This window comes from Faecalibacter rhinopitheci (assembly GCF_015234135.1).
Taxonomy (GTDB): Bacteria; Bacteroidota; Bacteroidia; order Flavobacteriales; family Weeksellaceae; genus Empedobacter; species Empedobacter rhinopitheci.
Window position 1 is genome coordinate 284,878 of record NZ_JADGIK010000002.1, and the last position, 13,856, is coordinate 298,733.

12 protein-coding genes and 5 tRNA genes are annotated in these 13,856 nt (G+C 30.4%); 12 read left to right on the forward strand and 5 right to left on the reverse strand.

Annotation, left to right across the window (positions count from 1 at the left end):
• From fbaA to IM532_RS04115, 7 genes are all read left to right on the forward strand, one after another.
• The gene (gene fbaA / locus IM532_RS04085; RefSeq protein ID WP_194182170.1) at positions 1–1,068 is read left to right on the forward strand and encodes a class II fructose-bisphosphate aldolase; all 1,068 of its coding nucleotides are present in this window, start codon (positions 1–3) and stop codon (positions 1,066–1,068) included.
• A 51-nt stretch (positions 1,069–1,119) separates the two neighbouring features.
• Entirely contained in the window at positions 1,120–1,968 is an 849-nt protein-coding gene (gene accD, locus IM532_RS04090) for an acetyl-CoA carboxylase, carboxyltransferase subunit beta (RefSeq protein WP_194182171.1), read from the forward strand.
• Between the two features lie 88 nt (positions 1,969–2,056).
• A tRNA-Gly gene (locus tag IM532_RS04095) sits at positions 2,057–2,129 on the forward strand.
• Between the two features lie 32 nt (positions 2,130–2,161).
• Positions 2,162–2,245, forward strand: a tRNA-Leu gene (locus IM532_RS04100).
• A gap of 31 nt (positions 2,246–2,276) precedes the next feature.
• A tRNA-Gly gene (locus tag IM532_RS04105) sits at positions 2,277–2,349 on the forward strand.
• Positions 2,350–2,370: 21 nt separating this feature from the next.
• A tRNA-Leu gene (locus IM532_RS04110) sits at positions 2,371–2,454 on the forward strand.
• A 289-nt stretch (positions 2,455–2,743) separates the two neighbouring features.
• Positions 2,744–2,816, forward strand: a tRNA-Gly gene (locus IM532_RS04115).
• Between the two features lie 44 nt (positions 2,817–2,860).
• On the opposite strand, the gene IM532_RS04120 is transcribed toward IM532_RS04115, so the two are convergent.
• Positions 2,861–3,334, reverse strand: coding sequence for a hypothetical protein (locus IM532_RS04120; RefSeq protein WP_194182172.1), 474 nt, complete (start codon positions 3,332–3,334; stop codon positions 2,861–2,863).
• A 69-nt stretch (positions 3,335–3,403) separates the two neighbouring features.
• The gene (locus tag IM532_RS04125) at positions 3,404–3,694 is read right to left on the reverse strand and encodes a DUF3817 domain-containing protein (protein WP_194182173.1); all 291 of its coding nucleotides are present in this window, start codon (positions 3,692–3,694) and stop codon (positions 3,404–3,406) included.
• A gap of 103 nt (positions 3,695–3,797) precedes the next feature.
• Here IM532_RS04125 and IM532_RS04130 point away from each other — a divergent pair, with 103 nt between their 5' ends.
• Together IM532_RS04130 and IM532_RS04135 are read left to right on the forward strand one after the other, a co-directional pair.
• The gene (locus tag IM532_RS04130) at positions 3,798–5,414 is read left to right on the forward strand and encodes a BamA/TamA family outer membrane protein (protein WP_228063649.1); all 1,617 of its coding nucleotides are present in this window, start codon (positions 3,798–3,800) and stop codon (positions 5,412–5,414) included.
• A gap of 137 nt (positions 5,415–5,551) precedes the next feature.
• A complete protein-coding gene (locus IM532_RS04135; protein ID WP_194182174.1) occupies positions 5,552–6,745 on the forward strand; it encodes a C1 family peptidase in 1,194 nt (397 codons plus the stop codon).
• A 47-nt stretch (positions 6,746–6,792) separates the two neighbouring features.
• Here the strand turns inward: IM532_RS04135 and IM532_RS04140 are convergent, their stop codons facing one another.
• Together IM532_RS04140 and IM532_RS04145 are read right to left on the reverse strand one after the other, a co-directional pair.
• Positions 6,793–7,230 carry a protease inhibitor I42 family protein gene (locus IM532_RS04140; protein WP_194182175.1) on the reverse strand — a complete coding sequence of 146 codons (438 nt, stop codon included), beginning with the start codon at positions 7,228–7,230 and terminating at the stop codon, positions 6,793–6,795.
• 45 nt (positions 7,231–7,275) lie between these two features.
• Complete coding sequence (locus tag IM532_RS04145) at positions 7,276–7,668, reverse strand: protease inhibitor I42 family protein (protein WP_194182176.1); 393 nt, start codon at positions 7,666–7,668, stop codon at positions 7,276–7,278.
• A gap of 120 nt (positions 7,669–7,788) precedes the next feature.
• Between IM532_RS04145 and IM532_RS04150 the strand changes: the two genes are divergently transcribed.
• The 3 genes from IM532_RS04150 to IM532_RS04160 all read left to right on the forward strand — a co-directional run bounded on the left by IM532_RS04150 (position 7,789) and on the right by IM532_RS04160 (position 12,710).
• Entirely contained in the window at positions 7,789–9,357 is a 1,569-nt protein-coding gene (locus tag IM532_RS04150; RefSeq protein ID WP_194182177.1) for an NAD(P)/FAD-dependent oxidoreductase, read from the forward strand.
• 2 nt (positions 9,358–9,359) lie between these two features.
• Positions 9,360–9,731, forward strand: a complete 372-nt coding sequence (gene crcB / locus IM532_RS04155; RefSeq protein ID WP_194182178.1) for a fluoride efflux transporter CrcB — start codon at positions 9,360–9,362, stop codon at positions 9,729–9,731.
• A 66-nt stretch (positions 9,732–9,797) separates the two neighbouring features.
• Positions 9,798–12,710, forward strand: coding sequence for a M16 family metallopeptidase (locus IM532_RS04160; protein WP_194182179.1), 2,913 nt, complete (start codon positions 9,798–9,800; stop codon positions 12,708–12,710).
• Positions 12,711–12,765: 55 nt separating this feature from the next.
• On the opposite strand, the gene IM532_RS04165 is transcribed toward IM532_RS04160, so the two are convergent.
• Positions 12,766–13,770, reverse strand: a complete 1,005-nt coding sequence (locus IM532_RS04165; RefSeq protein WP_194182180.1) for a helix-hairpin-helix domain-containing protein — start codon at positions 13,768–13,770, stop codon at positions 12,766–12,768.
• Between the last annotated feature and the right edge of the window lie 86 nt (positions 13,771–13,856).

The window sequence follows — 13,856 nt, forward strand, 5'->3', positions numbered from 1 at the left end:
ATGAGTAGAAAATTTCCTGCCGGTGTAGCAACCGGATCTTTAGTTCAAGAAATAATTAAAGACGCAAAAGCAAATCAATATGCATTACCTGCATGTAACGTTGTTGGTTCATCGTCAGTAAATGCTGCTATGGAAGCTGCTGTAGAAGCAAACGCTCCTGTTATAATTCAATTCTCTAATGGAGGTGCTGTATTTAATGCTGGTAAAGGTTTAAAAACAGAAGGACATACAGCATGCATCAAAGGTGCTATCGCAGGTGCTAAACATATTCATGAGTTAGCAGAAGCTTATGGAGCAACTGTAATTTTACACACTGACCATTGTGCAAAAAAATTATTACCATGGATAGATGGTATTATGGATGCTAATGAAGATTTTTACAATAAAACAGGTAAAACTTTATTTTCATCTCATATGTTAGATTTATCTGAAGAACCATTAGAAGAAAATGTTGAAGTTTGTAAAAGATATTTAGACAGAATGTCTAAAATCGGAATGACTTTAGAAATGGAATTAGGTATTACAGGTGGTGAAGAAGACGGAGTAGACAACTCTAACGTTGATAATTCATTATTATATACACAACCAGAAGAAGTAGCATATGTATATGAAAATTTAAAATCTATTTCAGATAATTTTTGGATAGCTGCAGCATTTGGAAATGTACACGGTGTTTACAAACCAGGTAATGTCGTACTAACACCTAAGATTTTAGATAACTCTCAAAAATATATTCAAGAAAAATTTGGCGTAGAAAAAGATGTCAACTTCGTATTTCATGGCGGATCAGGATCTAGCTTAGAAGAAATTAGAGAAGCTATTAGTTATGGAGTAATCAAAATGAATCTTGATACAGATTTACAGTACGCTTACATGGAAGGTATTCGTAAGTATTTTGATAAAAATGCTGATTATTTACAAACTCAAATTGGAAACCCAGAAGGAGCTGAATCTCCTAATAAAAAATATTATGACCCACGTACTTGGTTACGTGCTGGTGAAATTTCATTTAAAGAAAGAATGTTAAAAGCATTCCACGATTTAAACAATGTTAACACATTAGGGTAATTCTCTGTTGCAGCATTGGATTATTCTAAACTACACAAAAATAAAGAAAGTATGCCTTGGTTTATTAGACGCAAGAAAAATATCACTACTCCTACAGAGTCAAAGAAAGATGTTCAAAAAGGATTATGGTACAAATCTCCTACAGGTAAAATTATCGAAACTGAGGAGCTTAGAGCTAATTCATATGTAAGTCCAGAAGACGATCACCATGTACAAATTGGATCTAACGAATATTTTGAAATTTTATTTGACGAAGGAAAATATACCGAATTAGATGCAAATGTTGAGAGTAAAGATCCATTAAACTGGACAGATACTCAACCTTACAAAGACAGATTAAAATCAATCAAGAAGAAAACTGGTTTAGTCGATTCTATTCGTACGGGAGCAGGAAATGTTGAAGGGAGAGAAATTGTAATTTCTTGTATGGATTTCAAATTCATTGGTGGATCATTAGGATCTGTAATGGGTGAAAAGATTTCTCGTGCAATTGATTACTGTATCAAAAACAAAGTTCCTTACGTTATTATTACGCAATCTGGTGGAGCTCGTATGATGGAAGCTGCTATCTCATTAATGCAGTTAGCAAAAGTTGAAGCTAAATTAGTACAATTAGCAGATCACCAAATTCCGTATATCACGATATTAACAAATCCATCTTTTGGAGGAATTACAGCATCTTTTGGATCTATTGGAGACGTTATTATGGCAGAACCAGGAGCTTTGATTGGATTCGCAGGACCTCGTGTAATTAAAGAAACAATTGGTCGCGATTTACCAGAAGGATTCCAAACATCAGAATTTTTATTAGAAAAAGGTTTTGTTGATATGATCGTTCACCGTAAAAAGATGAAAGGAAAATTAAAAGAAGTTGTTGATATGTTGATGCCTATCAAATAATTAAAAAAAAGTGCAAATATTTATTTGAAATTTATATCAATTTCATTTGGAATTATAAAAATGGATTTTATATATTTGCACTCTAATTGCGAGAATAGCTCAGCTGGTAGAGCGCAACCTTGCCAAGGTTGAGGTCGCGGGTTCGAGCCCCGTTTCCCGCTCATTGAAATAACTGAAAATATAAATTAATTTTGCCTTGGTGGTGGAATTGGTAGACACGCAGGACTTAAAATCCTGTGCTCATTAGAGCGTGCGGGTTCAAGTCCCGCCTGAGGTACTTTTTAAATTAATTTATTTTTTTCGATTCTGCGGGAATAGCTCAATTGGTAGAGCGTCAGCCTTCCAAGCTGAATGTTGCGAGTTCGAGTCTCGTTTCCCGCTCTAACTTTTTATAAGTTGGATGCCTTGGTGGTGGAATTGGTAGACACGCAGGACTTAAAATCCTGTGTCCATTAGGACGTGCGGGTTCAAGTCCCGCCTGAGGTACAAGGCTAAAAGCTCAAGAATTTATTTTCTTGGGCTTTTTTTATGCAATATATTTAAAAAAAATAGATTCTATTACTACGCCTCAAATCTGCTATAGTATTAAAATCTATTTAATATTACAGCTAGAAATTATAAGAATCATATCCCAAAAAATAATTAAGGATAAATTCTTATAAATATTTTTAATTTTATTTTTTAGTAAATCAACAACTTAGATTTATAGCATAAAAAAATTTAAAGAAATGTTTGCAAATTCCATATAAATCATAGTATATTTGTCAAACAAATCGCGGGAATAGCTCAATTGGTAGAGCGTCAGCCTTCCAAGCTGAATGTTGCGAGTTCGAGTCTCGTTTCCCGCTCTAAAGCAAAAAAGCTGAAGTTATTAACTTCAGCTTTTTTTATTTTAAATCATTTTTATTTCTTCTGGATTGTCGCAACTGATATGCACTATTTGATTATTTTTAAGTTGGATTCTTAACGAATTAGATAAATCAGAAATATTGTAATACTCTTGCGATTGGAAAAGACTAATAAATCCTAAAATCCCTCTACTTCCTAATTTTAAATTAAATAAATTAATAGGTACTTTTTTTATAGAATCTATTTCATTAAAATAAATTGTTCGAGAAAATACATAACTATTTAAAATATATCTGTCTTTATATATTTCTATACTTCTATAACGAATAAGTAGAAAATAAATAAATAGTGCTAAGGCTAAAATACACACTATTAAACCTATTATATCTCCCTGCATCGCTCCATTATTTAAAATCTTTTTTAAAGAGTTTAAACCATATGTAAGAAATATTAATACGTATATACTAGACAATAATACGAAGATAGGATGTAATGTTATATTTATTCGTTTTCTCATTTTATAAATTTTGTGGTAATTAAAGATACAAAAAAAGCTAGAAATTAAATTTCTAGCTTTTTTTTTATATTAAGAATTGTATCTCTTTCCTTCTATGAGACGCTTATCTGCCCAGATTGTACCGCCAGGAATAATTGAAGCGACAAAAAATATTAAAAATATTTTCCACGACCAATTGTATTTATCTTTTAGAATATAAACCAAAACCATGTACAATACAAATAAAGCACCATGAGCACGTCCTATGTGCGTTACCCAAATCGGATCATTAAATATATATTTCATTGGCATTGCAAAGAAAAATAATGCAATAGCCGAAAAAGCTTCTAAATAACCAATACCTTTAAAAAATTTCAACATTAACCTTAAATTTGTTTCAAAAATAAACGGTTTTATATATATTAAAAATGATTTATTATCATATATATTTATAAATCAATTATTTTACCTAAACTTAACATTGATGATTCGATTTATTGCTCTATTTATTTTCTTCTTTTGCACTTTTACACAAGCTCAAAAAATAAATGATGTATACAGATGGGATGAATCTAACAAGCGATATATTTTAGATTTTAAAACTAATAATTTTTCTGAATCTTTAGATTCTTTAACTACAAATGGATTTTACACGCTACAAGTTGACTCTATTAGCAATCATAAAATTTATTTAAATAAAGGAAAAAATTATAAAAAAATTTGGGTTAAGAATGAAGTACTCTTTAAAAATTCTGAATTTAATCCAACACACAATTTAGATTCTATCGTGTCGAAGTATATCGTAGAAAATGAAAATAAAGGATACGCTTTTGTAAGTGTAAAAATAATTCCATTAGGATTAATGGAAAATGAACAAAAAATTGAACTAATTTTAAATACAAACGAAAGAAGAACAATTAATGCAGTAAAAAGTGTAGGATACACCAAACTATCCAAAGGATTTATAAAACATGGCTTAGGCCTTAAAAAAGATAGATTATACACTAACGAGAATATAAATCAGGCGAGTCAAATATTACAAAATACTAACTATATCCAGCAACTACAAGAACCACAAACATTATTTAGACCAGATTCTACCATTGTTTACATTTATCCAAAGAAAGTAAAATCAAATATATTTGATGGAATTTTAGGGTTTGGAAACGACGATAACGGAAAATTTAAATTAAATGGTAATGTGATGTTGGAGTTGAACAATGTATTTAATGGATTGGAACAAATAAAATTAAATTGGATAGGAACTGCAACTAAAAATACTACATTAGATATTAAAGTTAGGCTACCCTATTTATTTAAATCGCCCATTGGATCAGAAACACAATTCAAGTTATTTAAACAAGATTCTGTATTTGTAAACTTAGATTTAAACGAAAGATTATTCTATCAAATAAACACCAACTCTAGTATTGGAGCAAATTTAACTTATACCTCATCCAATTATTTATTAGATGATGCTTCGTTTGCATCAAACTATGATGATTTTAATAAAACAGGTATAGGATTAAGTTATGAATATTTTCAAAAGCATCCCTTCCAACTCATGGAAGGTAAATCTCTTTTAAAACTTTTTGCTACATCGATTACCCGAAAAGAAAATAATTTTTCTTGGACAGAAGAATTGAGCAACAAAAAATCTCAACAATATGAAATTGGTTTAGAGACTTATCGCATTTTCCAATTGCATCATAAGCATTATATAAAAGGTTTAGTCCAATTTAGGACACTTTTGGATGAAAATGATTATTATGCTGAAAACGAATTGTATAGAATTGGAGGATTTGGTAGTATACGAGGTTTTAATGAAGAAAGTATTATTGCCAACTTATATGGAATTGGAAGTATTGAATATAGATTTTTACCCAATAACGGATTTTATATCAGCCTTTTTAGTGATTATAGTTTTATAGATAATAAAAGAATAGATCTAAATACAAATTTCTTGAGTATAGGTACTGGAATATCTTTTCTTACAAAACTTGGAATATTTAATTTGAGCTATGCTGTTGGTAAAACTGAAAATACATCTTTTGACTTTAATGACGCGAAGATACATTTTGGTATTTTAAGTCAATTTTAATTTAAAAATTGATAATTAATAATATTTATAAAAATAGGAATGATAAATTTTTAAAATTATTCTGAAAATATTAAGGTTATATTATAACTTTTTAATGAAATTAGCTACTCATTAAGCAAATCAAACATTAAATTAAAATGCGTAAAATATTCTACCCTATTTTAGCTTCAGCTTTATTTATTGCTTCAGCTCAAATAGTAACTGCACAAGACAATCTAGTTAACTCATTAAACAAAAATGTAAGTACAAATGCTAAAGAATCATTTCAATTTACAGAAATTATTAATTTAGCTAAAACTCCTGTTCAGAATCAAGGATCATCAGGAACTTGCTGGTCATATTCTGGGAATTCATTTTTAGAATCAGAAATGTTACGTATGGGGAAACAACCTGTACAATTATCTCAAATATTTGTAGCTCGTAATGCATACCAAGATCGTGCAGAGCAATATGTTAAAATGCATGGAAATTTAGCAATGGGCGAAGGAGGATTGTTTCATGATGTGCTTAATGCATACAAAAAATATGGAATGGTTCCTCAGGACGTCTATTCAGGTTTAAACTACGGTACGTCTAAAAATCAGTTTGGCGAAATGTCAGCTGCTATGGAAGGTTTCTTAAAAGGAATTGTATCTAATCCGAATGGAAAATTAACTTCTAACTGGAAAACTGCTTACGCTGGTATTATGGATGCTTATTTAGGAGCTTATCCAAAAGAATTTACATACAACGGGAAAAAATATACACCTCGCACTTTTGCTGATGAAGTTGTAGGAATTAAGCCAGAAGATTATATTCCAATTTCTTCTTTTAAAAATGAAGAATTGTATAAACCTTTTACATTAATGATTCCAGACAACTGGGCATTTGGTCAATATTATAATGTACCGATGAATGATATCACAGGAACAATTGACTATGCTTTAAAAAATGGATTCACTGTCGCTTGGGCACAAGATGTTTCTGAAAAATCTTTTTCATGGAAAAATGGAGTCGCTTACGTTCCAACGAAAGATTTCGCGGATATGACAGCTGAAGAAAAAGCAGATATGTTTAATGGTCCAAAACCAGAGCGCGTAATTACGGAAGAAATGCGTCAAGAAGCGTTTGATAATTACGAAACAACAGATGACCATGGTATGCATATTGTTGGTTTAGCGAAAGATCAAAACAATAAAGAATATTATATTATCAAAAATTCTTGGGGAGCAACAAACGATTACCAAGGATATATGTATGTAACGAAAGCATATGTACAATACAAAACTTTAAATATATTGGTACATAAAAATGGTGTTCCAAAACAATTACTAAAGAAAATAGGAAAATAAATATATTATTTTAACCAATAAAAAAGCATCTCTTAGGAGATGCTTTTTTATTGGATATGAATTTGTATTGTTTTTATTTTGTTAGAATTTTTCTCTTTAAAAGATACTTTTGCGTTACCAGCTTTCAACGCATGAAAAGTAAAATATTGCTTTCCATTAGCTTCCTTTTTTGGAGAATCAATATCTGCTTCAAAACTTTCAGCAACATAATATAATTCTGAAACAATGTCAGATTCTAATTGCCATTGAAGTTCTTGCCCTTCTGCTTCAAAAACAAACCCAAAATATTCTCCAAAATTTACATTAATTTCATTCTGCAATCCATTATAATAAATAACAGAATCTTTTTGGATAGATTGAGCACCTTTCTCATCGAAAATATTTTCTTCAGTATTTTTGGTTGTACTAGCTTCTCCATTCTTATCTCCACAAGAAATAAAAATTAAAAATATTAAAAGTAAAGATGTGCAATAACTGATTTTCATAGCATAAAATTAATCAAAGTATATTTACAAAAGTAGTTTAAACAATTATTTTACAACAAATTTTAAACGTTTTGGATTCTTACTCTGACCTTCCCAACTTCTTGAGTAATCAAACTCTACAACACATTCACCAATTTGCTCGGCTTTCATTTCATATATTGCAACAATAGGAGCTCCCATCCTCCCATCATTATAAATATTGCGTGAATCTTCTTTTTCCAATTTTACACTACAGCCAGAAGGAAAAGTAGTATTCCAATTATATCCCGTTGAAGGATTAGAACTAGCTTCTATTTTAACAACCTCACCCAATTTCATATTAATGGTCATTTCAGAATCTACTTTATCTAAATCTACTATTGTTGACTTAGATGTTTTTGAAACAGCACAAGAAGTCATTAATACGGCTGCTGTAACTAATAATAATACTTTTTTCATAGCTCTACCTTTGTATATATTAATTTTAACGATGAATAAATTTAAAACAAAAATCATTCAATATGTTCAATTTCGGTTGGATTGAATTAATTTTGTGTTCTTATCTTTTAGACAATAAATATGCCTCAAAACGTAACTATACGAATTTCTCCTGCAGAAGCTGCAAACGAAACTATTTTGAAACAACGTTTAGCAGTAGCTGCAAAAACAAAACCAGAAAATATTAATGCATACCAAATCATTCGCCGATCTTTAGATGCGAGAAGTAGAAATATTGTAACCCAGTTACAAGTAAATGTTTTTATACATGAAGAATTTTTTGATGCATTTGATTTTAATCCTAATTTACAAAATGTAGCGAATGCTCCAGAAGTATATATTGCTGGTGCGGGACCTGCAGGATTATTTGCAGCCTTAGAATTAATTGAACAAGGTTTAAAACCAATCATCATTGAACGTGGTAAGAATGTAAGAGACAGACGTCGTGATCTTGCCGCTATGAATAAAGAAGGAATTGTAAATCCTGAATCAAACTATTGTTACGGAGAAGGAGGTGCCGGAACATATTCAGACGGAAAGCTATATACACGTTCTACAAAACGTGGAAATATCTTAAAATCATTACAATGGTTTGTACACTTCGGAGCAACAGAACGTATTCTTCAAGAAGCACATCCACATATTGGTACTAATAAATTACCAGGGATTATCGCTAACATGCGAGAAGCAATTATTGAATGTCGCGGAGAAGTTTTATTTGATACAAAATTAACAGACATCGTTATTGAAAATAATCAAATTAAAGGAATTGAGTTAAATAATGATACACGCATTAAAACCTCATCTTTAATACTAGCTACTGGACACTCAGCACGAGATATTTTTAGAATGTTGGATGCTAAAAAAGTATTAATAGAAGCTAAACCCTTTGCACTTGGTGTACGTATAGAACATCATCAATCTTTGATAGATTCTGCTCAATACCATTGTTCTCCAGGAGGACAACGTAATGAATATTTACCACCTGCATCCTATTCTCTTGTCTCACAAGAAGCAGGACGTGGAGTTTTCTCTTTTTGTATGTGTCCTGGTGGTATTATCGCTCCTGCATCTACTGACGAAGGAGAATTAGTTGTAAATGGATGGTCACCCTCTAAACGTGATGGTTTCTTCGCCAATTCAGGGATGGTTGTTACAGTAGATGAAAATGACTTTGCTAAATATGGCTTTACAGGTCCATTAGCTGGAATGAATTTTCAGCAAATGGTAGAGAAAAAGGCATGGGAAGTAGGTGGAGGAAAATTAAAAGCACCTGCACAGCGTATGACTGATTTCGTAAAAGGTAGATTATCAAACACCTTAAATGATAGCTCTTATCTTCCAGGGCTAACATCTGGATTATTAAGTGATGTTTTACCAAAAGAAATTCATAATTCTTTACAATTAGGTTTCCAAACATTCGGAAAGAAAATGAATGGTTACTTTACTGAAGAAGCAAATGTAGTAGCAACAGAATCACGAACATCATCTCCTGTACGTATCCCTCGTAATGATGAAACATTGGAACATGTACAAGTTGCTGGTTTATTCCCTTGTGCCGAAGGTGCTGGTTATGCTGGTGGAATTATTTCTGCCGCAATGGATGGTGCTAAAGTAGCTATTGCAGTTAAAAACTTTTTAAATAAATAATAATGATAAAATCTATTATATTAGTTGGATTAGGAGGCGCTTTAGGAAGCATTTTACGCTATGTTGTAGGATTAGGAATCAAACAACTAGTAGCGACTTCTTTCCCCATTGCTACTTTTATAATTAATATAATAGGTTGTTTAATTATTGGATTATTATACGGAATTTCTGAGAAAAATAATCTTGGAAATTCCGATTTAAATTATTTATTAATTATAGGATTTTGTGGAGGTTTTACCACATTTTCAACCTTTGCTAATGAGAATTTTAATTTAATTCAGCAGCAAAATTTTATTACTCCTTTATTTTATATTTCATCCAGCATTATAATAGGAATCTTAGCAGTACGCCTAGGATATAAGATTATAATCTAATTTCTTTCTATATTTTTTCTTTTAATAATAAATGAGTAATTTTAACGAACGCTTAAAAATTACTACATGAAAAAATCACTACTGGTCTGTGGAATAATGTTTTCTTCAGTCCTTTCTTATGCTCAATTTAAGACCGTGAAAAAAACTGATAACAAAGGATATACATACGAAATGGTGGAAAATGATCCATCGAAAACGCGTATTTATACATTAGATAATGGATTAAAAATATATTTAGCTCAAATCAAAGATGAGCCAAGAATCCAAACACATATTGCTGTAAAAACTGGTTCTAATAACGACCCTGAAGATAATACCGGATTAGCTCACTATTTAGAGCATATGGTATTTAAAGGAACATCTAAAATCGGAACACAAGATTGGAACAAAGAAAAAGTTTTAGTCAAACAAATTTCTGACTTATACGAACAATATAAGGCTGAAAAAGATCCAGAAAAGAAAATAGCATTATACAAGAAAATAGATGAAGTTTCTCAAGAAGCATCAAAATATGCAGTTGCTAACGAATACGATAAATTAATTTCGTCTTTAGGAGCATCTGGTACGAATGCACATACTTCATTAGAAGAAACGATTTATCATAATAATATTCCGAATAATGAATTAGAAAAATTCTTAATGGTTGAATCAGAAAGATTCAATGAATTAGTTTTACGTCTTTTTCATACAGAATTAGAAGCTGTTTACGAAGAATTTAATCGTTCTCAAGATAACGATGGTCGTATTTTGTTCTATAAAATGATGGAAAAATTATTTCCAAAATCACATTATGGAACTCAAACTACAATTGGTACATCAGAACATTTAAAAAATCCATCAATGGTTGCTATTCATAATTATTTTGATAAATATTATGTAGCAAGTAACATGGCTGTTTTATTAATTGGAGATTTCGATTTTGATACTGCTGTGCCATTAATTGATAAATATTTTGGAGGAATGGCTAAAAAACCTGCTCCAGTACAATATATAGCGAAAGAAGATCCGATTAAGGGAATTATTTCTGCTGAGGTTGCAAGTCCATCTTCAGAACGCGTTCAGTTTGCTTACCGTTTTAACGGGGTTAACTCAGAAGATGCAAAATATGTAACATTAATTGATTATATTTTAAGTAACTCCACAGCTGGTTTAATTGACTTAAACATCAATCAACAACAAAAAGCATTAGGCGCTGGATCTGGAGCCTCTTTCTTCCGCGATTTAGGAATGCATTCTTTTTCTGGAGTTCCAAAACAAGGACAATCTTTAGAGGAAGTTCGTGATTTATTAATTGGCCAAATTGATAAAATTAAAAAAGGTGAATTTGATGACTGGATGATTGAAGCTGTTGTAAATGACATGAAAAAATCTCGTATGAAATCATGGGAAAATACACGTTCTTTAGCTTCTAGTTTATACAAATCTTTCATCAATGAAACACCTTGGGAAAAGGTAGTTGCAGAACATGACGAGTTAGCTAAAATTACTAAAAAAGATTTAGTTGATTTCGCAAATAAAAATTACAATGACAACTATGTTATTGTATATAAACGCCAAGGAGAAAATAAAGATTTAGTACGTGTATCTAATCCAGGAATTACGCCTATTCAGTTAAATAGAGATGCTGAATCTAGATGGTACAAGGAATTTATGAAAATAAATTCTGGTGAAATCAAACCTGTATTTGTAGATTTCAAAAAAGAAATGAATGAAGGTAAAATTAAAAATACTAAATTCACTTCTATTCAAAATAAAACAAACGATTTAAGCTCCGTTTATTTCATTTCAGAAATGGGTTCTGATCATAATAAAAAATTAGCTTTAGCAATTAATTATTTAGATTATTTAGGAACTTCAAAATATTCTCCAGAAGATTTAAAGAAAGAATTTTATAAATATGGTGTAGATTACGGTGTAAATGCTGGTACAGAACGTACTTCAGTTTACATTACAGGTTTACAATCAAATCTAGAAAATGGAATTAAATTATTTGAACATTTAATTTCTGATGCTGTTGCAAATCAAACTTCTTATAATGAATATGTAAATTCTATTTTAAAATCACGTATTAATGCAAAGAAAAATAAAAATTCAATTGCAGTTGCATTAAATAACTATGCACAATATGGTGCTGATAATCGTTTCAGAAATATTTTATCTGAAGCAGAATTAAAAGCTATTGATCCTAAAGAGTTAACACAAATTATCAAAGATTTCTTAAACTATGAGCATCAAATTTTCTACTATGGAAATAATGAAGCAAGTACTAAGAAATTATTGGAGAAATACCACAACTTTGGTAAAGGAATAAAAGCGCCAGCTAAAAAAGAATTTGCACAAGGTCCAACGGATGGTAAAGTATATTTTGCGCCATATGATATGGTACAAGCTGAAATTAACTTTATTGCAAGAGATCAACAATATGATTCAAATTTATTAACGCCTGCTGGAATTTTTAATGAATATTTTGGTGGTGGTCTATCATCAATTGTTTTCCAAGAAATTCGCGAATCGAAATCGTTAGCATATTCTGCCCGTTCTAATTATGCAAATTCTGCTAAAAAAGGAAATTATAACTACGTTTCTGCAAGTATCGGAACACAAGCGAATAAATTGCCACAAGCGGTTGAAGCAATGTCTGAATTGATGAATAATATGCCAAAAGCACAGAATCAATTCGAGAATTCTAAACAAGCTGCTTTAAAGCAAATTGCAACAAAACGTTATACTAAAGCAAATGTATTTTTCTATTGGTTAGCTTTACAAGATCGTGGGTTAAACTATGATATTAATAAAGATATTTACAACCAAACGTCTACATTAACAATGGATAAATTAGATCAATTCTTCAATAAACACATTAAAGGACAAAAATTTAATGTAGGATTAATTGGTAAAAAAGAGTCATTAGATTGGCAATCTGTTGAAAAACTAGGACAAGTAACTGAATTATCTTTAGAAGATTTATTTAATTATTAAGACGAAACGTTTATATAGAATATAGAAATCCACTTCAGTTGAAGTGGATTTTTTTTTAATCAAAAACCAAAAAAGGTTCCATTTCTTTAAATTTTTCCTCAGAAATAACATAACTACGGCTTAACGTTTTTCCATCTTTAAACTTACCACCCATAGATCGTTTGAAATTTAAAATTGTTTGCGCTTGTTTTTCAGTAAATCCTAATCTCATCCAACCTTCTAAATCTAATTCATTAGGATTAAATTTTTCTGTAATTTCAACTTTAGGAAGTGTGGATTTAACGGGAGTGGGATTTTCTTTCGTTTCTTTAATTTCTTTTGATTCAGAATCTTTTTTAGGAAACTGAGCTTCAGATTTTTCTGGTAAATCAATGTAAGAATGCATTTCTTTATATTTTTCATCAGAGATGACAAAACATTTCTTTATTTGCTCTTTTGAGGTAAACTCACCTCCTACCATTTTTTTATACTTTAAAATAACTTCAGCCTGCTTTGAAGAAAACCCGATATTCATCCAATCTTTTTCAGTAAATTGATTAGGATTAAATTTTCGATAATTTACTTTTTTAGAAAGTTGCTGTTTTTCTAATTTATAATCATTTTTAGATTTTTCAGGGAGCAATATCTTAGATTCTAACAGTGCATATACTTCATCAGAAACTACAAAACACTTTTTTATTTGATCTTTAGATTCAAATTTTCCGCCAAGCATTTGTTTATATTTCATGATTACTTCGGCTTGTTTTGCAGTAAACCCTAATCGTTCCCAACCTTGTTTTGGCAAATCATTTGGGTTGAAAGGTGAAATTGAATCTTTATTAAACTTCGAAGTAAAACTTTTTTTCTTAAACTGACTCGTCTTATCATCGGCCAATAAAGTTTCTAATTCCTTTTCTAAGGAAAGATAATATGATTTATCTACAGATGCTAAGGTTACTTTTTCTACAGATTGTTGAAAAGTAAGGATCAACTCTACTGCAAGTATAAGTACCAACAGAGAGAAAATAGCAATTCGTTGAGAAAATGATATTCTCCAACGATCTTTTTTTAAATATTTCATAGGCAAATAATTTAGTCACCGAACCAAACCTATGATAAAACAATAAAAATTTAAATTACTAAATATTAAATTTTTATTCGGTTTTT

What these genes read in the sequence shown, in the direction of transcription:
- IM532_RS04160 (WP_194182179.1), top strand. Translation starts at nt 9,798, where the DNA reads ATGAAAAAATCACTACTGGTCTGTGGAATAATGTTTTCTTCAGTCCTT.
- accD (WP_194182171.1), top strand. Translation starts at nt 1,120, where the DNA reads ATGCCTTGGTTTATTAGACGCAAGAAAAATATCACTACTCCTACAGAG.
- IM532_RS04120 (WP_194182172.1), bottom strand. Translation starts at nt 3,334, where the DNA reads ATGAGAAAACGAATAAATATAACATTACATCCTATCTTCGTATTATTG.
- IM532_RS04145 (WP_194182176.1), bottom strand. Translation starts at nt 7,668, where the DNA reads ATGAAAAAAGTATTATTATTAGTTACAGCAGCCGTATTAATGACTTCT.
- IM532_RS04165 (WP_194182180.1), bottom strand. Translation starts at nt 13,770, where the DNA reads ATGAAATATTTAAAAAAAGATCGTTGGAGAATATCATTTTCTCAACGA.
- IM532_RS04140 (WP_194182175.1), bottom strand. Translation starts at nt 7,230, where the DNA reads ATGAAAATCAGTTATTGCACATCTTTACTTTTAATATTTTTAATTTTT.
- IM532_RS04135 (WP_194182174.1), top strand. Translation starts at nt 5,552, where the DNA reads ATGCGTAAAATATTCTACCCTATTTTAGCTTCAGCTTTATTTATTGCT.
- IM532_RS04125 (WP_194182173.1), bottom strand. Translation starts at nt 3,694, where the DNA reads ATGTTGAAATTTTTTAAAGGTATTGGTTATTTAGAAGCTTTTTCGGCT.
- crcB (WP_194182178.1), top strand. Translation starts at nt 9,360, where the DNA reads ATGATAAAATCTATTATATTAGTTGGATTAGGAGGCGCTTTAGGAAGC.
- fbaA (WP_194182170.1), top strand. Translation starts at nt 1, where the DNA reads ATGAGTAGAAAATTTCCTGCCGGTGTAGCAACCGGATCTTTAGTTCAA.
- IM532_RS04130 (WP_228063649.1), top strand. Translation starts at nt 3,798, where the DNA reads ATGATTCGATTTATTGCTCTATTTATTTTCTTCTTTTGCACTTTTACA.
- IM532_RS04150 (WP_194182177.1), top strand. Translation starts at nt 7,789, where the DNA reads ATGCCTCAAAACGTAACTATACGAATTTCTCCTGCAGAAGCTGCAAAC.